The organism is Pseudomonas sp. WS 5146 (assembly GCF_012985495.1).
Taxonomy (GTDB): domain Bacteria; phylum Pseudomonadota; class Gammaproteobacteria; order Pseudomonadales; family Pseudomonadaceae; genus Aquipseudomonas; species Aquipseudomonas edaphica.
Genome location: NZ_JAAQWL010000007.1, coordinates 38,746 through 58,846 on the forward strand (window position 1 = coordinate 38,746; position 20,101 = coordinate 58,846).

Annotated in this window: 17 protein-coding genes and 2 tRNA genes; 1 reads left to right on the forward strand and 18 read right to left on the reverse strand. The window is 57.7% G+C overall.

The genetic code is table 11. The annotated features are described in order from the left end of the window. Positions 1 to 184: 184 nt before the first annotated feature. The 15 genes from pnp to rlmE form a co-directional block, all read right to left on the reverse strand. A complete protein-coding gene (gene pnp / locus HBO41_RS18445) occupies positions 185 to 2,290 on the reverse strand; it encodes a polyribonucleotide nucleotidyltransferase (protein WP_017139247.1) in 2,106 nt (701 codons plus the stop codon). 195 nt (positions 2,291 to 2,485) lie between these two features. Continuing rightward, entirely contained in the window at positions 2,486 to 2,755 is a 270-nt protein-coding gene (gene rpsO / locus HBO41_RS18450) for a 30S ribosomal protein S15 (RefSeq protein ID WP_003176135.1), read from the reverse strand. A 115-nt stretch (positions 2,756 to 2,870) separates the two neighbouring features. Further along, positions 2,871 to 3,788, reverse strand: coding sequence for a tRNA pseudouridine(55) synthase TruB (gene truB, locus HBO41_RS18455; protein ID WP_017139248.1), 918 nt, complete (start codon positions 3,786 to 3,788; stop codon positions 2,871 to 2,873). 3 nt (positions 3,789 to 3,791) lie between these two features. Beyond that, entirely contained in the window at positions 3,792 to 4,187 is a 396-nt protein-coding gene (rbfA, locus tag HBO41_RS18460; RefSeq protein WP_003176137.1) for a 30S ribosome-binding factor RbfA, read from the reverse strand. Between the two features lie 159 nt (positions 4,188 to 4,346). Next, complete coding sequence (gene infB / locus HBO41_RS18465; protein ID WP_169987303.1) at positions 4,347 to 6,866, reverse strand: translation initiation factor IF-2; 2,520 nt, start codon at positions 6,864 to 6,866, stop codon at positions 4,347 to 4,349. 27 nt (positions 6,867 to 6,893) lie between these two features. Beyond that, complete coding sequence (gene nusA / locus HBO41_RS18470; RefSeq protein WP_017139250.1) at positions 6,894 to 8,375, reverse strand: transcription termination factor NusA; 1,482 nt, start codon at positions 8,373 to 8,375, stop codon at positions 6,894 to 6,896. A 47-nt stretch (positions 8,376 to 8,422) separates the two neighbouring features. Then, a complete protein-coding gene (rimP, locus tag HBO41_RS18475; protein WP_032865935.1) occupies positions 8,423 to 8,881 on the reverse strand; it encodes a ribosome maturation factor RimP in 459 nt (152 codons plus the stop codon). Positions 8,882 to 9,021: 140 nt separating this feature from the next. Then, positions 9,022 to 9,098, reverse strand: a tRNA-Met gene (locus tag HBO41_RS18480). A 96-nt stretch (positions 9,099 to 9,194) separates the two neighbouring features. Continuing rightward, positions 9,195 to 9,280 (reverse strand) — tRNA-Leu (locus HBO41_RS18485). A 22-nt stretch (positions 9,281 to 9,302) separates the two neighbouring features. Next, complete coding sequence (secG, locus tag HBO41_RS18490; RefSeq protein WP_010206600.1) at positions 9,303 to 9,686, reverse strand: preprotein translocase subunit SecG; 384 nt, start codon at positions 9,684 to 9,686, stop codon at positions 9,303 to 9,305. Positions 9,687 to 9,690: 4 nt separating this feature from the next. Next, on the reverse strand, positions 9,691 to 10,446 hold the full coding sequence (gene tpiA / locus HBO41_RS18495) for a triose-phosphate isomerase (RefSeq protein WP_003194193.1): 756 nt from the start codon (positions 10,444 to 10,446) through the stop codon (positions 9,691 to 9,693). Between the two features lie 66 nt (positions 10,447 to 10,512). Further along, positions 10,513 to 11,850 (reverse strand): phosphoglucosamine mutase, encoded by a 1,338-nt coding sequence (glmM, locus tag HBO41_RS18500; protein WP_017139252.1) that lies wholly within the window; start codon positions 11,848 to 11,850, stop codon positions 10,513 to 10,515. A 16-nt stretch (positions 11,851 to 11,866) separates the two neighbouring features. Next, on the reverse strand, positions 11,867 to 12,718 hold the full coding sequence (gene folP, locus HBO41_RS18505) for a dihydropteroate synthase (protein ID WP_017139253.1): 852 nt from the start codon (positions 12,716 to 12,718) through the stop codon (positions 11,867 to 11,869). Positions 12,719 to 12,726: 8 nt separating this feature from the next. Continuing rightward, the gene (gene ftsH / locus HBO41_RS18510; RefSeq protein WP_032865933.1) at positions 12,727 to 14,637 is read right to left on the reverse strand and encodes an ATP-dependent zinc metalloprotease FtsH; all 1,911 of its coding nucleotides are present in this window, start codon (positions 14,635 to 14,637) and stop codon (positions 12,727 to 12,729) included. Positions 14,638 to 14,837: 200 nt separating this feature from the next. After that, entirely contained in the window at positions 14,838 to 15,488 is a 651-nt protein-coding gene (rlmE, locus tag HBO41_RS18515) for a 23S rRNA (uridine(2552)-2'-O)-methyltransferase RlmE (protein WP_017139255.1), read from the reverse strand. Positions 15,489 to 15,593: 105 nt separating this feature from the next. Here rlmE and HBO41_RS18520 point away from each other — a divergent pair, with 105 nt between their 5' ends. Beyond that, on the forward strand, positions 15,594 to 15,902 hold the full coding sequence (locus HBO41_RS18520) for a YhbY family RNA-binding protein (protein WP_017139256.1): 309 nt from the start codon (positions 15,594 to 15,596) through the stop codon (positions 15,900 to 15,902). 8 nt (positions 15,903 to 15,910) lie between these two features. Here HBO41_RS18520 and HBO41_RS18525 read toward each other — a convergent pair whose 3' ends face one another. From HBO41_RS18525 to carB, 3 genes are read right to left on the reverse strand one after another with little or no spacing between them, the layout of a single operon-like run. Beyond that, positions 15,911 to 16,315 (reverse strand): MFS transporter, encoded by a 405-nt coding sequence (locus HBO41_RS18525; RefSeq protein WP_169987305.1) that lies wholly within the window; start codon positions 16,313 to 16,315, stop codon positions 15,911 to 15,913. A 28-nt stretch (positions 16,316 to 16,343) separates the two neighbouring features. Further along, positions 16,344 to 16,820, reverse strand: a complete 477-nt coding sequence (greA, locus tag HBO41_RS18530) for a transcription elongation factor GreA (RefSeq protein WP_017139258.1) — start codon at positions 16,818 to 16,820, stop codon at positions 16,344 to 16,346. Next, positions 16,817 to 20,038: a carbamoyl-phosphate synthase large subunit gene (gene carB, locus HBO41_RS18535; RefSeq protein WP_017139259.1), complete on the reverse strand. Its 3,222-nt coding sequence runs from the start codon at positions 20,036 to 20,038 to the stop codon at positions 16,817 to 16,819. The genes greA and carB overlap by 4 nt, the downstream gene beginning before the upstream one ends. Between the last annotated feature and the right edge of the window lie 63 nt (positions 20,039 to 20,101).

The following is a 20,101-nucleotide window of genomic DNA, read 5'->3' on the forward strand; positions in this document are numbered from 1 at the left end:
ATAAACAACAACTTATAAAAACAGGCAATTTTCGAAATCGTGCAACTTGCATGAAGTCGATCGTGCCTGCATGCAAGTTGCGGCTTTTAGAATTTACTAAGCGACTGATTTCCCGCTACTTTCCTATGGGCATAAAAAAAGGACTCCGAAGAGTCCTCTTTTTCAGCGTAAAGCCTGCGGGTGATTAAACGCCCGAAGCCTTGGCTGCTGCTACGTCCTTGATGGACAGCTTGATACGGCCGCGGTTGTCCACGTCCAGTACCAGCACTTCCACTTCCTGGCCTTCTTTGAGAATGTCGGTCACTTTCTCAACGCGAGCGTCACTCAGCATGGAGATGTGCACCAGACCGTCTTTGCCCGGCAGGATGTTGACGAATGCGCCGAAGTCGACGATGCGCTCAACCTTACCCACGTAGATCTTGCCGATCTCGGCTTCAGCGGTGATGCCCAGAACGCGCTGACGTGCAGCTTCAGCAGCTTCCTTGGTTTCGCCGAAGATCTTGATCGAGCCGTCGTCTTCGATATCGATCGAAGCCTTGGTTTCTTCACAGATCGCACGGATGGTCGCGCCGCCTTTACCGATAACATCACGGATTTTGTCGGTGTCGATTTTCATCGCGATCATGGTCGGAGCATTTTCCGACAGTTCGGTGCGCGACTGACCAATGATCTGGTTCATCTGACCGAGGATGTTCAGGCGCGCTTCCAGGGCTTGGCCCAGGGCGATTTCCATGATTTCTTCGGTGATGCCCTTGATCTTGATGTCCATCTGCAGCGCGGTAACACCTTTGGCGGTACCGGCTACTTTGAAGTCCATGTCACCCAGGTGGTCTTCGTCGCCCAGGATGTCGGTCAGGATGGCGAACTTCTCGCCTTCTTTAACCAAGCCCATGGCGATACCGGCAACCGGTGCCTTCATCGGTACACCAGCGTCCATCAGTGCCAGGGAAGCACCGCAAACGGAAGCCATGGAGCTGGAACCGTTGGACTCGGTGATTTCCGACACAACACGGATGGTGTACGGGAACACGTCAGCAGCAGGCAGCATCGCGGAGATCGAACGACGAGCCAGGCGGCCGTGACCGATTTCGCGACGACCAGCGCCACCCATGCGACCACACTCGCCCACCGAGAACGGAGGGAAGTTGTAGTGCAGCATGAACGGGTCTTTTTTCTCGCCTTCCAGGGTGTCCAGCAGCTGTGCATCACGGGCAGTACCCAGTGTTGCAACGACCAGAGCCTGGGTTTCGCCACGGGTGAACAGCGCCGAACCGTGAGTCTTCGGCAGAACGCCGACTTCGATGTTCAGTGGGCGCACGGTGCGAGTGTCGCGACCGTCGATACGTGGCTTGCCGTTAACGATGTTTTCGCGAACGGTGCGGTATTCGATTTCACCGAAGGCCGCTTTGACTTCGCTGGAAGAAGGCTGGCCTTCTTCACCGGACAGCTTGGCTACAACCTGATCCTTCAGCTCGCCCAGGCGCGCGTAACGGTCGGCCTTGACGGTGATGGTGTAGGCGTCGGAGATGGCAGCACCGAACTCGGAGCGGATAGCGCCCAGCAGTTCAGTCGCTTCAGCCTGTGGAGCCCAGGCCCACGTTGGCTTGGCAGCTTCGGCAGCCAGTTCTTTAACGGCCTTGATCACGGACTGGAATTCGTCGTGAGCAAACAGTACAGCGCCCAGCATCTGGTCTTCGGTCAGCTCTTTGGCTTCCGATTCAACCATCAATACGGCTTCAGAGGTACCGGCAACGACCATGTCCAGGCTCGAAGCTTTCTGTTGCTCGTAAGTCGGGTTCAGCAGGTAGCCGGTGCTTTCATGGAAAGCAACGCGCGCAGCGCCAATCGGGCCATCGAAAGGAATGCCGGAGATGGCCAGGGCAGCCGAGGTACCGATCATCGCAGCGATGTCCGGATCGGTCTTCTTGCTGGTGGAAACGACGGTGCAGACAACCTGCACTTCGTTCATGAAGCCTTCTGGGAACAGCGGACGGATCGGACGGTCGATCAGTCGGGAAGTCAGGGTTTCTTTCTCGGAAGGACGGCCTTCACGCTTGAAGAAACCGCCAGGGATCTTACCGGCAGCGTAAGTCTTTTCCTGGTAGTGAACGGACAGAGGGAAAAAGCCTTTGCTCGGGTCTGCGGTCTTTGCGCCAACAACGGTCACCAATACGGTAACGTCGTCGTCAACGGTAACCAGCACTGCGCCGGAGGCTTGACGGGCGATACGGCCTGTCTCGAGGGTAACGGTCGACTGACCGAACTGGAATTTTTTGATAACCGGGTTCACGGTGTCCTACCTTCTTTGTGGCTCTTGGGGGAACTTGTCTTCTTGCGAAATTCTTGGGCAATGCCGGGAATCGGCCCGACGCTCGTCCAGGGTAAAGCGTGTATCCAGATAAAACTTGAGGCTGGGAGCCTGCCATGGGCCAGCGGAAATCCCACTGACACACGGCAGACAACCAACCTCTAGCGCAATCGCTTATTAGCGACGCAGACCCAGGCGACCGATCAGAGCCTGATAACGACCCAGATCCTTGCCTTTCAGGTAGTCCAGCAGCTTACGGCGCTGGTTTACCATGCGGATCAGACCACGACGGGAGTGGTGATCTTTACCGTTGGCCTTGAAGTGACCTTGCAGCTTGTTGATGTTGTGGGTCAGCAGTGCAACTTGCACTTCTGGCGAACCAGTGTCACCAACAGCTTGCTGATAGTCAGCAACGATTTGTGCTTTTTCTTGAACGTCGAGAGCCATGAGGCAATCCTTTTTTCAGGAAACCACCCAAAGGGCAGTTTCAACAGGCCAGGGACAAATCCCTGTATCTAAAAATGAGTGTTGACCGTGCCTGTTAACAGCCACACTCGTTCGGTCATTCTGACCGAATCAGTCGACGCGGCGCTATACGCCCGTCTTCGCTCACTTCACCGATACCGATAAAGCGACCGTTATGATCCTGTACCCGCACCATACCGAACTTCGGAGCGTCCGGGGCACGTACCGGCTGACCGTTTAGCCAGTAGAACGCGCTGTGCTCCGAGAAGTGCAGCAATGGCCAATCCAGCAAACCGCTGTCCGATGGCATCAGGAAGCGATCAACCGCTTCATTGCCGCCTTCGGCATGTACCGCTTCCAACTCTTCCAGCGTGACCGTCTGGGCCAGGGTGAAAGGTCCGGCTTGAGTACGTCGCAGCTCTGCAACGTATGCACCACAGCCCAGTTGCTCACCGATATCTTCCACCAGGGTACGAATATAGGTGCCTTTGCTGCAGTCCACCGACAATCGTGCGGTGTCGCCCTCACTGGCGAGCAATTCAAGCCGCGCAATAGTAACAGAACGCGGTTCACGCTCCACTACTTCGCCCGCACGTGCCAGCTTGTAAAGAGGCTGGCCATCACGCTTGAGCGCCGAGTACATCGGCGGTATCTGACTGATTTGCCCACGAAAAGCGGGTAAAACGGCCTCGATATCAGCACGACCAACGGTCACGTCGCGAACCTGCAGAACATCACCTTCGGCATCGGCCGTGGTGGTGGTCTTGCCCAGTTGCATGAGGGTTTCGTAACCCTTGTCGGAATCGAGCAGGTATTGCGAGAACTTGGTGGCCTCGCCAAAGCACAACGGCAGTACACCGGTGGCCAATGGGTCGAGGCTGCCGGTGTGCCCGGCCTTCTCGGCATTGAGCAGCCAGCGAACCTTCTGCAGCGCGGCATTGGAGGTAAAGCCAATGGGCTTGTCGAGCAGAATGATGCCGCTGACGTTGCGACGGATACGTTTGACCTGAGCCACCGCTTACTCCTTGGCGTCTTCAGGTGTGGACGGGTGCTGGCTGTCTTCAGCCACAGCGCGCTCGATCAATGCCGACAGGTGCGCACCACGCACGACGCTTTCGTCGTAGTGGAAGTGCAACTGGGGAACACTGCGCAGCTTCATTTCACGGGCCAACTGCATGCGCAGGAAGCCTGCAGCCGAGTTGAGCACCTTGATGCTTTGCGCGATTTCTTCGCTGTTGTCCTGCCCCATCACGGTGATGAAGATCTTGGCGTGACCCACGTCACGGCTCACTTCAACGGCGGTGATGGTGACCAGGCCAACGCGCGGGTCTTTGACTTCGCGACGGATCAGTTGGGCCAGCTCACGCTGCATCTGATCGCCGATACGTTGGGTACGGCTGTATTCTTTTGCCATGTCTTGTTACCTGTTACTGCCACACGGTGAAACCCGTGGGGTCTGAAAGCGGCAAACGCCCGGCCTGACAAAAGCCAGACCGGGCGTTGCGTTTAGAGTCCGTACGCTGCGCGGGGCATTTGCATGCCCACACGCGGCGTGGCTCCGGAAGTGCGCGAGTTAGAGGCTGCGAGCAACCTGGACCTTCTCGTAGACTTCGATCTTGTCGCCAGCCTTGACGTCGTTGTAGCTCTTGACGCCGATACCGCATTCCATGCCGGCACGTACTTCGGAAGCGTCATCCTTGAAGCGGCGCAGGGATTCCAGCTCGCCTTCGAAGATAACGATGTCTTCACGCAGTACACGGATCGGACGGTTACGGTACACAGTACCTTCGATAACCATGCAACCGGCGATCGCACCGAATTTCGGCGAGCGGAACACGTCACGCACCTCGGCAACACCCAGGATGTTCTCCCGGACATCGCTGCCAAGCATGCCGGTAAGGGCTTTCTTGACGTCTTCGATGATGTCGTAGATGACGTTGTAGTAACGCATGTCCAGGCCTTCCTGCTCGACGATCTTGCGAGCGCCAGCATCGGCACGCACGTTGAAGCCGAACAGTACAGCGTTGGAAGCCAGTGCCAGGTTGGCGTCGGATTCGGTGATACCACCGACACCGCCACCCACAACGCGCACTTGCACTTCGTCGTTACCCAGGCCGTTCAAGGCGCCGTTCAACGCTTCGAGGGAGCCACGAACGTCAGATTTGAGGACGATGTTAAGCGTCTTCTTCTCTTCCTGGCCCATGTTCTCGAAGATGTTTTCCAGCTTGCCGGCGTGAGCACGGGCCAGCTTGACTTCGCGGAACTTGCCTTGACGGAACAGAGCCACTTCACGGGCTTTCTTCTCGTCGGCAACTACGCTCATCTCGTCGCCAGCGTCCGGGGTACCGTCCAGGCCGAGGATCTCGACCGGGATAGCCGGGCCGGCTTCCTTGATTGGCTTGCCGTTCTCGTCGAGCATGGCACGTACACGGCCGTAGTTCGAACCAACGAGCACCATGTCGCCTTGGCGCAGGGTACCGTCTTGAACCAGAACGGTCGCAACCGGGCCACGGCCCTTGTCCAGACGCGATTCAACCACAACACCACGACCAGGGGCCGATGGAGTAGCGGTCAACTCGAGTACTTCGGCTTGCAACAGAACAGCTTCGAGCAGTTCGTCAACGCCAGTACCCATTTTTGCGGATACCGACACGAATGGCGTCTCGCCACCCCACTCTTCAGAAGTCACGCCGTGAACCGACAGTTCGCTACGGATGCGATCGAGATCAGCGCCCGGCTTGTCGATTTTGTTCACTGCAACCACCAGCGGTACGCCAGCCGCTTTCGCGTGCTGAACGGCTTCGATGGTTTGCGGCATCACGCCGTCGTCCGCTGCAACTACCAGGATCACGATGTCGGTAGCCTTGGCACCACGGGCACGCATTGCGGTAAACGCAGCGTGACCAGGGGTGTCGAGGAAAGTCACCATGCCACGCTCGGTTTCAACGTGGTACGCGCCGATGTGCTGGGTAATGCCGCCGGCTTCGCCTGCAGCAACCTTGGCACGACGGATGTAGTCGAGCAGGGAAGTTTTACCGTGGTCAACGTGGCCCATTACGGTCACAACCGGTGCACGGGAAACAGCCTCACCTTCAAACTTCAGGGACTCAGCCAGGGAATCTTCCAGGGCGGTGTCGCTGACCAGGGTCACTTTGTGGCCCAGCTCTTCAGCAACCAACTGGGCAGTTTCCTGGTCCAGTACCTGGTTGATGGTGGCTGGAGTGCCCAGCTTGAACATGAACTTGATGATTTCAGCTGCCTTGACCGACATCTGCTGGGCGAGATCGCCAACAGTGATGGTCTCGCCGATCTTCACTTCACGCACGACAGGGCCGGTTGGGCTCTGGAAACCGTGGGCGTTGCGTTTTTTCAGCTTGGCCTTGCCGCGACCACCACGACGGAAGCCATCGCTTTCTTCGTCGGTAGTACGTGGGGCAACGCGTGGAGCAGGCGCTTTCTCTTTGACCGAAGCACGATGCGGAGCGTTTTTACGCTCACCATCGCCACCACCACCGCGACGATTGTTATCGTCGGCACGTGGTTTGTCCGGACGACGAGGTTCGTCGCGCTTGCGAGCGTCAACTGCAGGAGCTGCGGCAACCGGGGCGGCCTCACGCACAGCTTCTACTGGCGCGCTAGGCGCAGCGGCTGCTTCAGTGGCAGCAGGTTGCGCAGCAGCAGGCTGGCGACGCGCTTCTTCTTCGGCGCGACGCTTGGCTTCTTCTTCAGCCTTCTGACGAGCAGCATTTTCTACTGCGCGACGTTCTTCCAGCTCGCGCTTGCGCTCGGCTTCGATTTCTTCCGGGCTGCGCTGTACGAAGACTTTCTTCTTGCGCACTTCAACGCTGATGCTTTTGCTACCAGCAACACGCAGGGTGCTGGTGGTTTTGCGCTGCAATGTAATCTTGCGCGGTTCTTCCACTTTCGCCTTGTGGCTGCTCTTCAAGTGAGTCAGCAAAGACTGCTTCTCACTATCGCTCACACCTTCATCGGCGGCGGTGTGCGGCAGACCTGCCTCACGCATCTGCTGCAACAGGCGCTCTACCGGTGTTTTGACCTCATCGGCCAGTTGTTTCACCGTGACTTGCGTCATGCACTTCTCTCCTCAGGCCGCGCCTAGTTACTCGAACCAATGGGCTCGGGCGGCCATGATCAACTTGCCGGCACGATCTTCGTCAATGCCGTCGATGTCGAGCAGATCGTCAATAGACTGCTCGGCCAGGTCTTCGCGGGTAATTACGCCGCGCACCGCCAGTTCCATCGCCAAATCCTTGTCCATACCCTCAAGCGAGAGCAGGTCTTCGGCCGGATGGGCGTCTGCCAGCTTTTCCTCAGTAGCGATGGCTTTAGTCAACAAGCGATCCTTGGCTCGAGCGCGAAGCTCGTTGACGGTGTCTTCGTCAAAGCCGTCGATGTTGAGCATTTCTTCCAACGGTACGTAGGCAATCTCTTCCAGGCTGGTGAAGCCTTCATCTACCAGCACCTGCGCCAGGTCTTCGTCGACTTCCAGCTCGTCGATGAAGTTGCGCAGGATGTCACCGGTTTCAGCTTGCTGCTTAGCCTGGATGTCCGATTCGGTCATCACGTTCAGGGTCCAGCCGGTCAGTTGGCTGGCCAGACGCACGTTCTGACCACCACGACCAATGGCCTGAGCCAGATTGTCTGCGCCAACGGCGATGTCCATTGCATGGGCATCTTCGTCAACGATAATTGCCGCCACTTCAGCTGGCGACATGGCGTTGATCACGAACTGCGCCGGGTTATCGTCCCACAGCACGATATCCACACGCTCACCGCCCAACTCGCCCGACACTGCCTGGACGCGCGAACCGCGCATACCAATGCAAGCGCCCTGCGGGTCGATGCGTTTGTCCTTGGAGCGGACCGCGATCTTGGCGCGCGAACCCGGGTCGCGGGACGCAGCCATGACTTCGATCAGGCCTTCGGCGATTTCCGGCACTTCGATGCGGAACAGTTCGATCAGCATTTCCGGCGCGGTACGCGACAGGATCAACTGAGGGCCGCGGTTCTCGGTGCGGATTTCCTTGAGCAGCGCACGCAGACGCACGCCGACACGGAAGGTTTCGCGAGAGATGATGTCTTCGCGGGCCAGCAACGCTTCAGCGTTGTTGCCCAGGTCAACGATCACATTGTCACGAGTAACTTTTTTCACGGTGCCGGAGATGATTTCACCCAGGCGCTCGCGATAAGCGTCAACGACTTGAGCGCGCTCAGCTTCGCGAACCTTCTGCACGATGACTTGCTTGGCAGTCTGTGCAGCAATACGGCCGAATTCGATCGACTCGATCTTTTCTTCGACGACATCACCGACCTGGGCGCCCGGATGCGTTTGCGCAACCTTGCTCGGCCAGGTTTCGATGGCCGGATCATCAAGATCGGCTTCTTCGACGACCGTCCAGCGACGGAAAGTCTCATAGGCACCGGTGTGGCGGTTGATTTCCACACGCAGATCAACTTCGTCTTCAAAACGCTTTTTGGTAGCAGTGGCCAGGGCCAGCTCCAGCGCTTCAAAAATCACGTTTGCCGGTACGCCCTTTTCATTGGATACCGACTCAACAACCAGCAGTACTTCTTTGCTCATCGTACGCCTCGCCTTTCGCAAGCCATTGGATCCGCGGGATCCGCGTCTCAGTCAAAACTGGGAATAATGTTGGCCTTGTCGATCATATCGATCGGCAACAGGAACTCATGGTCTTCTACCTGCACCACGACATCCTGTTCTTCTACACCGCGCAGAAGGCCCTGAAAGTTGCGTCGCCCTTCAAAGGGTGAGCGCAGCTTGATCTTCACTTGTTCACCGGCAAATTTTGCAAACTGATCAATAGTGAACAGTGGGCGTTCCATGCCTGGCGAGGAAACTTCGAGGGTGTATTCAACGGCGATTGGATCTTCAACATCCAGCACACCGCTGATCTGACGGCTGACAATGGCACAATCGTCCACCAGCACGCCGCCCTCTTTATCGATATAAACGCGCAACATTGAGTGGCGACCTTGAGCCGAAAACTCAATACCCCAGCATTCATAGCCTAGGGCCACGACCACCGGGGCCAGCAAGGCCTGCAACTCTTCTAGCTTGCTCGACACCTGAACCCCCTCGTGCATGTATGTGCATGCTGTGCAAAATAAAAAAATGGGCGAAACGCCCATCCTTGAAACGCCGTCGAACAGCGGCGTTGAAAGTGTCCAGCTAACAAAAAGCCCCTTAAAAGGGGCTCCGCTAAAACTGGTTGCGGGGGCCGGATTTGAACCGACGACCTTCGGGTTATGAGCCCGACGAGCTACCAGACTGCTCCACCCCGCGACAAAGCTGGGGCGGAAGTATACGACCGATCCCTTACAGGGTCAATGTAACCTTCCACCTACAAGAAAGCCCGCAACAGCGGGCTCTCCTGATAATTGGTACCGAGAAGGGGACTCGAACCCCTACACCCTATGGGCACAACCACCTCAAGGTTGCGTGTCTACCAATTCCACCACCTCGGCAATACAGCGTTTACAACCCTTCTTACTTCTGCTCTTGAGCTGGAGGTACGTCAGTCGCTGGAGTAGCCGACTTTTGCTCTTGAAGCACCGGGACATCATCAGAAGCCGGTTTTGCTTTTGGTACTTCCAACACTGCTGGGTTTGGGAGACCTACCTGAGTCAGCACATGAGCTTTCTCTTTAGCAAAGTAACCTAACCCCAAGCTGGTTATGAAGAAACCGGCGGCAAGTATAGCAGTAAACTTACTAAGAAAGGTAGAGGAACCTTGGCTTCCGAACACAGTATTTGAAGCACCTGCACCGAAAGACGCACCAGCATCCGCACCTTTACCCTGTTGCAACAAAACCAGGGCAACTACGCCCAGGGCAGCCAACAGATGAAAAACGACTACGACTGTTTCCAGCATTTTTTCAGTTTCCCGCGGCGCGACAGATCGCACCGAACTCATCTGCATTCAGGGAAGCTCCACCAATGAGCCCCCCATCGATATCCGGCATGCCGAACAGTTCGACCGCATTGGCCGCCTTCACGCTGCCGCCGTATAGAAGCCGCACACCTTGCGCGACTTCAGAATTCTCTGCCGCTAACTGCGCGCGGATGGCTGCATGCACATCCTGCGCTTGTTGCGGCGTAGCAGTCAGCCCGGTGCCAATGGCCCAGACCGGCTCGTAAGCAATTACTGCCTTTGCAAATGCACCAACACCCAGCTCCTCGATGATGCTGCCCAGCTGACGCGAGACAACTTCAAGAGTCTTGCCCGATTCACGCTGCTCCAGGGTCTCCCCTATGCACAACACTGGAATCAAGCCACAAGCCTGTGCCGCTGCGAACTTGCGGTTGAGTGTCCCATCACGCTCGCCCATCATCTGACGGCGCTCGGAGTGCCCGACAAGCACATAGGAACAACCCGCATCAACCAGCTGACTCGGTGAAATCTCACCGGTCAACGCACCCTGCATGGGTTCCACCGCAGAGTTCTGCGCGCCGACCTGAATCGACTTGCCTTTCAAACCATCAACCACCTGGTTGATATGCAAGCAAGGCGGGAAAACCGCAACATCAACACCGCTAGGCAAGGCCAAGTGACGAAGGCCATTGATCAGCTCAGCGACACTGGCGCGGGTACCGTGCATCTTCCAGTTACCAGCTACCATAGTGCGACGCATGCTGTACCTCGTCGGTCAAAGTGGGCGCAGATGTTACCCAACCACACCATCACTGGCAAGCCGAATTCAGGCGCAAATTTCAGTTACCAGTTTTGCCAGGTCTTCGGCGTGGCCGCGAACCTGTGTTTCGTCCTCGCCTTCGACCATGACACGCACCAGCGGCTCTGTGCCGGACTTGCGCAACAACACGCGGCCACGCCCAGCCATTGCAAGGGTCACACGCTCGCAGGCGTCTTTGACAGCAGGGTGCTCGATAGGGTTTTCGCCACCGGCAAAGCGCACATTCAGTAGAACCTGCGGGCACTTGCGCAGCGCCTGGCGCGCTTGAGCCAGACTCTCTTTGCGACGACGCAAGGACAGCAATACCTGCAGCGCAGCAATAATGGCATCGCCCGTGGTGGTGTGCTGGAAGCAAACCACATGCCCCGAGTTCTCTCCGCCCACCAGCCAGTTACGCTCCAGCAGCTCGGCGATGACATAGCGGTCACCGACATTGGCGCGTACAAACGGAATCCCAAGCTCGGCCAAGGCCAACTCAAGCCCGAGATTGCTCATCAGCGTGCCAACCACACCGCCTTGCAGCTTGTCACGCTCATGCAGGTCGCGGGCAATGATGAACAACAGCTCATCGCCATCAACCACCGCACCGGTGTGATCCACCATCAATACGCGGTCACCGTCGCCATCGAAGGCAATACCGAGGTCAGCGTGCTCGGCCAGGACAGCAGCCTGCAGTTGCTCCATATGCGTCGAGCCGCAGTTATCGTTGATGTTCAAACCATTTGGCTGGGCCGACAGCACCGTCACATCGGCACCCAGCTCCTTGAATACGCTGGGCGCCACTTTGTAGGTTGCACCGTGAGCACAGTCGACAACAATTTTGAGGCCGGCAAAGTTGGTGCTGGTCGGCACACTGCTCTTGCAGAACTCGATGTAACGGCCTGAGGCGTCATTGATACGCGAGACCTTGCCCAGCTTGCTGGACTCAACCACGGTCATCGGCGCGTCCAGCAACTCTTCGATCATCAGCTCGATCTCGTCCGGCAGCTTGGTGCCCTGGCCCGAGAAGAACTTGATGCCGTTGTCATCATGGGGATTGTGCGAGGCACTGATCACGATACCGGCTTCAGCGTGGAAGGTACGCGTCAGGTAAGCGATTGCCGGCGTCGGCATGGGCCCCAGCAGCATGACATCGGCGCCTGCGGCAGACAGCCCCGCCTCCAGCGCAGATTCGAACATGTAACCCGAGATGCGAGTGTCTTTGCCCACCAGGATGCGGCAAGCGCCCATGCTGCGGAACGCCATACCGGCCGCCCAACCCAGCTTGAGCATGAAATCAGGAGTAATCGGGAATTCGCCGACCCGACCACGAATACCGTCGGTGCCAAAATATTTTTTAGTCATAAGTGCTCCATCATTCTTATTCGGCTGATTCTACCGCGGCCAGCATGCGCACCACATCAACCGTCTCGGCGACATCATGCACCCGCAAAATACGCGCGCCCTTGGTCACGGCGAGTGCCGCCAACGCCAGGCCACCGTACAACCGCTCACCCACAGGGCGATTCAGGGCCAGCCCTATCATGCTCTTGCGCGACACGCCGACCAACAAGGGTCGACCAAGGGCGTGCAAAGCTTCCATATGCTTGAACAGGCTCAAGTTGTGTTGCAGGGTCTTGGCGAAGCCAAACCCGGGATCCAGGATAATCTTTTCGGCTGCGATGCCCACCTTGGCGCATTGAGTCATTCTTTGCGCAAGAAACCCACTCACCTCACCAACCAGATCATCGTAATGCGGGCTGTCCTGCATATTGCCGGGCTCTCCCAACATATGCATAAGGCACACCGGCAGTCCGGTTGCCGCCGCCGCATCCAGCGCGCCATCACGCTGAAGGGAGCGCACATCGTTGATCAGCCCCGCACCGAGGCGCGCTGTCTCGCGCATTACTGCGGGAGTCGAGGTGTCCACCGAGATGATCACATCCAGCTCACGGGCAATCCGCTCGACGATTGGCGCGACCCGCTCCAGCTCCTCCAAGGGAGAAACCACGCGAGCGCCCGGTCGAGTTGACTCACCACCGACATCAATCAAGGTCGCGCCGGCCGCCACCATCGCCTCGGCATGACGCAACGCGGCATCCTGCTGATTGAAGCGGCCGCCGTCAGAAAAAGAATCGGGGGTTACATTAAGAATGCCCATGACATGCGTATGGGCCAAATCAAGAACCCGGTTGCCGCAAGGCAACCGGGTGGAGGACAGCGCAGAAGTCATTTCAAACCTTAGTGGTCAGCTGCGGGGCCGCCGATCGGGGCTTCAGGACGTTCGTTCTGTACCACAGGCGGGGTGCCCGAAGTGCCCGAACCACCTTCCCAATCACGAGGCTCACGCGGTGCGCGACCCGCCATGATGTCGTCAATCTGATCGGCATCAATGGTTTCGTACTTCATCAGCGCATCAGCCATTGCATCGAGCTTGTCGCGGTTATCCGTCAGGATCTGCTTGGCCGTGCCGTAGCACTGGTCAATGATGCTGCGCACTTCGGAGTCGATCAGCTTGGCCGTCTCACCCGAGAAGCTGGCAGCTTGACCGCCGCCACCACGACCCAGGAACACTTCGCCTTCTTCCTCGGCATACATCAAAGGACCGAGTTTTTCCGACAACCCCCACTTGGTCACCATATTCCGCGCAATCTGGCTGGCACGCATGATGTCGTTTGAAGCACCGGTGGTCACACCGTCGAAGCCAAGCGTCATCTCTTCAGCAATCCGGCCGCCATACAGAGAACAGATCTGGCTGATCAGCGCACGCTTGGAGAGGCTGTAACGATCCTCTTCCGGCAGGAACATGGTCACACCCAGCGCACGGCCACGAGGAATGATCGACACTTTGTAGACCGGGTCATGCTCAGGCACAACGCGACCAACAATGGCGTGACCGGCTTCGTGATAAGCGGTGTTCTGCTTCTCTTTCTCGGACATGACCATGGATTTGCGCTCGGCGCCCATCATGATCTTGTCCTTGGCCAGTTCGAACTCTTTCATTTCAACAATGCGCTTGCCGGTACGGGCAGCGAACAACGAAGCCTCGTTGACCAGGTTGGCCAGGTCGGCACCGGAGAAGCCTGGCGTACCACGGGCAATCACGGCCGGAGCCACGTCGTCACCCATTGGCACTTTGCGCATGTGTACTTTCAGGATCTGTTCGCGACCGCGAATATCCGGCAGCCCCACCACAACCTGACGGTCGAAACGGCCTGGACGCAGCAACGCTGGGTCGAGCACATCCGGACGGTTAGTCGCGGCGATGACGATGATGCCGTCATTCATTTCAAAGCCGTCCATCTCAACCAGCAATTGGTTGAGGGTCTGCTCACGCTCATCGTGACCGCCACCCATGCCGGCGCCACGATGGCGACCCACGGCGTCGATTTCGTCGATGAAGATGATGCACGGTGCGTGCTTTTTGGCCTGTTCGAACATATCGCGAACACGGCTGGCACCAACACCGACGAACATCTCGACGAAGTCAGAACCGGAAATGGTGAAGAACGGCACCTTGGCTTCACCGGCAATCGCCTTGGCCAGCAAGGTTTTACCGGTACCCGGAGGACCGACCATCAGCACGCCGCGAGGAATACGGCCGCCCAGGCGCTGGAACTTGCCCGGATCACGCAGGAACTCAACCAGCTCACCGACTTCTTCCTTGGCTTCATCACAACCTGCGACGTCAGCCAGGGTGGTTTTCACCTGATCTTCAGAGAGCAGGCGCGCCTTGCTCTTGCCGAAGCTCATCGGCCCGCCCTTGCCTCCCGCACCACCTTGCATCTGGCGCATGAAGAACATGAACACGGCGATAATCACCAGGATCGGGAAGCTCGCTACCAATAGCTGAGTCCAGATGCTCTGCTGTTCAGGCTGCTTGCCTTCAACCACTACGTGGTTATCCACCAAGTCGCCGATCAGACCGTTGTCCTGGATTGCCGGACGAATGGTCTTGAAGCTGTCGCCATCGTTGCGCTTGCCGGTGATCACGTAGCCATCAACCGCTACGCGCTCGACCTTGCCATCCTTAACTTGCTGGATGAAGTCGGAATAGTTGAGGGTCTGCGGCTCGTTAGGGCTGGAGAAGTTGTTCATCACCGTCACCAGGACAGCCGCGATGATCAACCACAGGATCAGATTCTTTGCCATATCGTTCAATTAACTACCCTCTGAAGCAAGCTCCGCTACTGGCGCGCGCTTCGCATGATATTCACCGGCCTAACTTACTACATTACCTACAACTCTGGCAGGCGCCGTCTGTAACCCTTTGTGAAACTTTGACTACACAATATTCGTAAAGCTTCGTGACGAAAGCGATATAAAAAAACCTATCGCCCTCCTCGAATTCCTCAAAAACGCTCTTCGCTCTCCGCCCCTTCGACACCACGGAAGCCGCGGCACAGCAGGTATTGCTCGCGTGACCGGTCTCGCGAAGAGTCTGGTTTGCGCGTCTGTACCTTGTCGAACAATTTGCGAATGTTCTTGTGGTACTCGTCAAAACCTTCGCCCTGGAAGACTTTCACCAGGAAATCACCACCGGGACGCAAAACCCGACCCGCCAGATCCAGTGCCAACTCGCACAGGAACATGGCTCGCGGCATATCAACGGCCGGTAATCCACTCATATTGGGGGCCATGTCGGAAATCACAAGGTCTACCTGCGAATTTCCCACAGCCTCAAGGATCTCGGCCAACACCGTGTCCTGGGTGAAGTCGCCGTGTACAAAGGTCACATCCGGGATGCTGTCCATCTCAAGGATGTCTGAAGCGATCAATCGACCTTGCCCACCAATCAGACGACTGGTCACTTGGGACCAGCCACCAGGGGCTGCGCCAAGGTCGATAACGCTCATGCCTGGACGAATCAATTTATCCTTGTCCTGGATCTCCAGCAGTTTGTAGCTGGCCCGGGAACGGTAGCCGTCCTTTTGCGCCTTTTTGACGTAAGGATCGTTGAAATGTTCTTGTAGCCACTTAAGGCTGGTTTTGGAACGGGCCACGGGCCACCTCGAAAATAAAACGGGTCGTGATTAACTGGGCGGTCCCGGACTCGCTCGGGTAAACTGGCCGCCGCTTTTTACAAGATCAGACGCAGGGGTCAGATTATGCCGCTCACTCAAGAGCAGAAGAAACAGTACAAATCCATTGGCCACCATCTGAAACCAGTTCTGATTGTGGCAGACAACGGTTTGACTGAAGGTGTGTTAGCCGAACTGGAACGCGCATTGGGCGATCATGAACTGATCAAGATCAAGGTCAACATCCTTGACCGCGAAGCGCGTTTGGCCGCCATTGCAGAACTGTGCAAGGTCGGCAAAGCGGACCTGGTACAGGTCATCGGCAAGATGGCACTGCTGTATCGCAAGAACTTCAGCGTCAACAAGCAGCTGTCGAACGTACACCGCTTCAAGTAATACAAGGGTCACGGGCGTGCTTCGCGCGCCCCGCCGCTCCATCCCGGTGCCGGCTGTATAACCAGCACCAGGCCGGAGAACCCTAGCACAAGATAGCTGAATAGCTGCCAGCGCAACGCTTGCGGCAGCCACACATGCACCACGCAAAACATTGCGCACGCATACAGCGCCATCAACAGCAGTTGGCCGCGAATATCCCGCCACAAGCTCCTCAAACCCTCGGTCTTGACCAGCACCAATGCCTGGAGCGTCACGCACGCCGCTGAAAAACCCACCAGCAGCGCACTCAGCATTTCGTTGAGCTCATCGATCAGCAGCGGTGCCAGGCCAATCAGGCCCAACACCGGCAGCACACCGATGTGCAACAACCATAGGCCACCCACCCAAAGCATCTGGGCGAGCTGCCAAAGCATGGCGCCCGCACGAAGCGGGCGCCGCCTTTCAGACGTGACGAACTTCAACAATCTCGTACTCGGTAACGCCACCTGGCGTCTTAACGGTCACCACATCACCCTCTTCCTTCGCAATCAAGGCGCGGGCCAGTGGCGAACCGACGGAGATCTTGCCGAGCTTGAAGTCAGCCTCGTCCTCACCGACGATGTGGTAAACCACGCTTTCGTCCGTTTCGACGTTGGCGATTTCCACGGTGGTGCCGAAAATCACCTTGCCGGTTTTAGGAATGGTCGTTACGTCGATCACCACCGAGTTCTGCAGGCGGCCTTCGATATCACGGATCCGCGCCTCAACCATACCCTGCTGCTCTCGAGCAGCGTGGTATTCGGCGTTTTCCTTCAAGTCACCCAGCTCGCGGGCCGTACCGATGTCCTGGCTCAGCTTCGGGCGGACGACCTTGGTCAGATGGGCGTGCTCCTCTTCCAGGGCCTTGAAGCCCTGGACGGTCATTGGGTATTTGGTCATGCCTTCAATCCTGCGTGTAGATCCTGCAAGCGACGCACGGTCTTTTCCGGACCGAACTTGAGCGCTTCGCAGATGGCTTCGCCAGCAGCAATGGTGGTGGTGCAGTAGATCTTGTGCTGCAAGGCATTTCGACGAATGGAGTAGGAGTCCGCGATCGACTGGCGACCTTCGGTGGTGTTGATGATCAGCGTGACTTCGTCATTCTTGATCATGTCGACCACGTGCGGACGGCCTTCCGTCACCTTGTTCACGCGACGTACTTTCAGGCCGGCAGCTTCGATCAGCTTGGCGGTCCCGGCAGTTGCCACGACTTCAAAGCCCAAGTTGATCAGATCACGGGCCACGCCTGCAACCAGTGGTTTGTCATCATCACGCACGCTGATAAACGCAGTACCGCCGGTCGGCAGCACTTCGCTGGCGCCCATCTGGGCCTTGGCGAATGCTTCACCGAAAGTGTCACCCACACCCATCACTTCACCGGTGGACTTCATCTCTGGGCCCAGGATCGGGTCCACACCAGGGAATTTGGCGAATGGGAACACCGCCTCTTTCACGCTGTAGAAGTTAGGAATGATTTCCTTGGTGAAGCCGATTTCCTTCAGGGTCTTACCCGCCATCACGCGGGCAGCGATCATGGCCAGGGACACACCGATGCACTTGGAAACAAATGGCACGGTACGCGAAGCACGCGGGTTCACTTCGATGACGTAGATGTCTTCGCCTTGCAGCGCCAACTGAACGTTCATCAGGCCGACCACGCCCAGTTCCAGGGCCATTTTCTTGACCTGTTCGCGCATCTCGTCCTGGATGTGCGCTGGCAGCGAGTACGGCGGCAGCGAGCAAGCGGAGTCACCGGAGTGAACGCCAGCCTGTTCGATGTGCTGCATGATCGCGCCGATGACTACGTCGGTACCGTCGCACACCGCATCCACGTCCATTTCGATGGCGCAGTTGAGGAAGTGGTCCAGCAGCACCGGGCTGTCGTTCGACACTTTCACCGCATCACGCAGGTAGCGCTTGAGTTCTTCTTCTTCGTAGACGATTTCCATCGCCCGGCCGCCCAATACGTAGGACGGACGCACCACCAGCGGGTAGCCAATCTTGCTGGCGGCGCGGATGGCTTCGTCTTCGCTGCGCACGGTGGCGTTTGGCGGCTGACGCAGGTTCAGGCGCTCGACCATTTGCTGGAAGCGCTCACGGTCTTCGGCACGGTCGATGGCGTCAGGACTGGTGCCGATGATCGGCACGCCGGCCGCTTCCAGGGCACGCGCCAGCTTCAGCGGGGTTTGGCCGCCGTACTGCACGATCACGCCTTTCGGCTTCTCGACGCGGCAGATTTCCAGCACGTCTTCCAGGGTTACCGGCTCAAAGTACAGACGGTCGGAAGTGTCGTAGTCAGTCGAAACAGTTTCCGGGTTGCAGTTGACCATGATGGTCTCGTACCCGTCTTCGCGCAGCGCGAGGGCGGCGTGTACGCAGCAGTAGTCGAACTCGATACCCTGGCCAATACGGTTCGGACCGCCGCCCAGGATAATGATCTTGTCGCGGCCCGACGGCGCGGCCTCGCACTCTTCCTCGTAAGTGGAGTACAGGTACGCGGTGTCGGTGGCGAACTCGGCCGCGCAGGTATCAACGCGCTTGTAGACCGGGAAGATTTCCAGCTTGTGGCGGTGGGTGCGCAGGTTCTTCTCGGTCACACCCAGCAGCTTGGCCAGACGCTGATCGGAGAAACCTTTGCGCTTGAGGCGGAACATCAGGTCGCGGTCGATAGAGGACAGACCGAGGGTCTTGACCTTCTCTTCTTCCTTGATCAGATCTTCGATCTGCACCAGGAACCACGGATCGATCATGTTCATGCCGAAGATCTGTTCGACGGTCATACCCGCGCGGAAAGCATCGGCCACGTACCAGATACGCTCGGCGCCCGGCACGGTCAGCTCGCGCTTGAGCACGCTCATGCTTTCCGGGTTGCTCAGGTCGAGCTTTTCATCCAGGCCGCAAACACCCACTTCCAGGCCGCGCAGGGCTTTCTGCAGGGATTCCTGGAAGGTCCGGCCGATGGCCATTACTTCGCCAACCGACTTCATCTGAGTGGTCAAGCGTGCGTCGGCCTTGGCGAACTTCTCGAAGGCAAAGCGCGGCAGCTTGGTCACGACGTAGTCGATGGACGGCTCGAAAGACGCCGGCGTAGCGCCGCCCGTGATTTCGTTTTGCAGCTCGTCCAAGGTGTAACCGATCGCCAACTTGGCGGCGATGCGCGCAATCGGGAAGCCGGTCGCTTTCGATGCCAGTGCCGAAGAGCGCGACACACGCGGGTTCATCTCGATCACGACCATGCGGCCAGTGTCCGGGCAGATACCGAACTGAACGTTGGAACCGCCGGTTTCAACGCCGATCTCACGCAGTACCGCCAACGAGGCGTTACGCATGATCTGGTATTCCTTGTCCGTCAGGGTCTGCGCCGGAGCAACGGTGATCGAGTCGCCGGTGTGCACGCCCATCGGGTCGAAGTTTTCGATGGAGCAGACGATGATGCAGTTGTCCTTTTTGTCGCGGACAACCTCCATCTCGTACTCTTTCCAGCCGATCAGGGATTCGTCGATCAGCAGCTCTTTGGTCGGCGACAGGTCCAGGCCACGGGCGCAGATTTCTTCGAACTCTTCACGGTTGTAAGCAATACCGCCACCGGTGCCGCCCATGGTGAAGGACGGACGAATGATGCACGGGAAGCCCAGCTTTTCGAGAACCGCGTTGGCCTCTTCCATGCTGTGGGCAATGCCGGAGCGCGGGCAGTCAAGGCCGATGGACTTCATGGCCTTGTCGAAACGCGAACGGTCTTCAGCCTTGTCGATGGTGTCGGCGTTGGCGCCAATCATCTCTACGCCGAACTTCTCCAGAACGCCTTCGCGCTCCAGGTCCAGGGCGCAGTTGAGTGCGGTCTGGCCACCCATGGTCGGCAGCAGCGCGTCGGGACGCTCTTTCTCGATGATCTTGGCAACGGTCTGCCACTTGATCGGTTCGATGTAAGTGGCGTCGGCCATGTCCGGGTCGGTCATGATGGTGGCCGGGTTGGAGTTCACCAGGATGACGCGGTAACCCTCTTCGCGCAGGGCTTTACAGGCCTGAGCGCCGGAGTAGTCGAATTCGCAAGCCTGGCCGATCACGATCGGGCCAGCGCCGAGAATCAGGATGCTTTTTATGTCTGTACGTTTTGGCATGGGTTTGTCACTCAAATCCGCAGGTCAGTCGGCAAGCCGTCTTGAACAATCGTTGAAGAGCCT

What these genes read in the sequence shown, in the direction of transcription:
- carB (WP_017139259.1), bottom strand. Translation starts at nt 20,038, where the DNA reads ATGCCAAAACGTACAGACATAAAAAGCATCCTGATTCTCGGCGCTGGC.
- ftsH (WP_032865933.1), bottom strand. Translation starts at nt 14,637, where the DNA reads ATGGCAAAGAATCTGATCCTGTGGTTGATCATCGCGGCTGTCCTGGTG.
- HBO41_RS18520 (WP_017139256.1), top strand. Translation starts at nt 15,594, where the DNA reads ATGCCGCTCACTCAAGAGCAGAAGAAACAGTACAAATCCATTGGCCAC.
- folP (WP_017139253.1), bottom strand. Translation starts at nt 12,718, where the DNA reads ATGACTTCTGCGCTGTCCTCCACCCGGTTGCCTTGCGGCAACCGGGTT.
- HBO41_RS18525 (WP_169987305.1), bottom strand. Translation starts at nt 16,315, where the DNA reads ATGCTTTGGCAGCTCGCCCAGATGCTTTGGGTGGGTGGCCTATGGTTG.
- tpiA (WP_003194193.1), bottom strand. Translation starts at nt 10,446, where the DNA reads ATGCGTCGCACTATGGTAGCTGGTAACTGGAAGATGCACGGTACCCGC.
- nusA (WP_017139250.1), bottom strand. Translation starts at nt 8,375, where the DNA reads ATGAGCAAAGAAGTACTGCTGGTTGTTGAGTCGGTATCCAATGAAAAG.
- rpsO (WP_003176135.1), bottom strand. Translation starts at nt 2,755, where the DNA reads ATGGCTCTCGACGTTCAAGAAAAAGCACAAATCGTTGCTGACTATCAG.
- greA (WP_017139258.1), bottom strand. Translation starts at nt 16,820, where the DNA reads ATGACCAAATACCCAATGACCGTCCAGGGCTTCAAGGCCCTGGAAGAG.
- rbfA (WP_003176137.1), bottom strand. Translation starts at nt 4,187, where the DNA reads ATGGCAAAAGAATACAGCCGTACCCAACGTATCGGCGATCAGATGCAG.
- infB (WP_169987303.1), bottom strand. Translation starts at nt 6,866, where the DNA reads ATGACGCAAGTCACGGTGAAACAACTGGCCGATGAGGTCAAAACACCG.
- secG (WP_010206600.1), bottom strand. Translation starts at nt 9,686, where the DNA reads ATGCTGGAAACAGTCGTAGTCGTTTTTCATCTGTTGGCTGCCCTGGGC.
- glmM (WP_017139252.1), bottom strand. Translation starts at nt 11,850, where the DNA reads ATGACTAAAAAATATTTTGGCACCGACGGTATTCGTGGTCGGGTCGGC.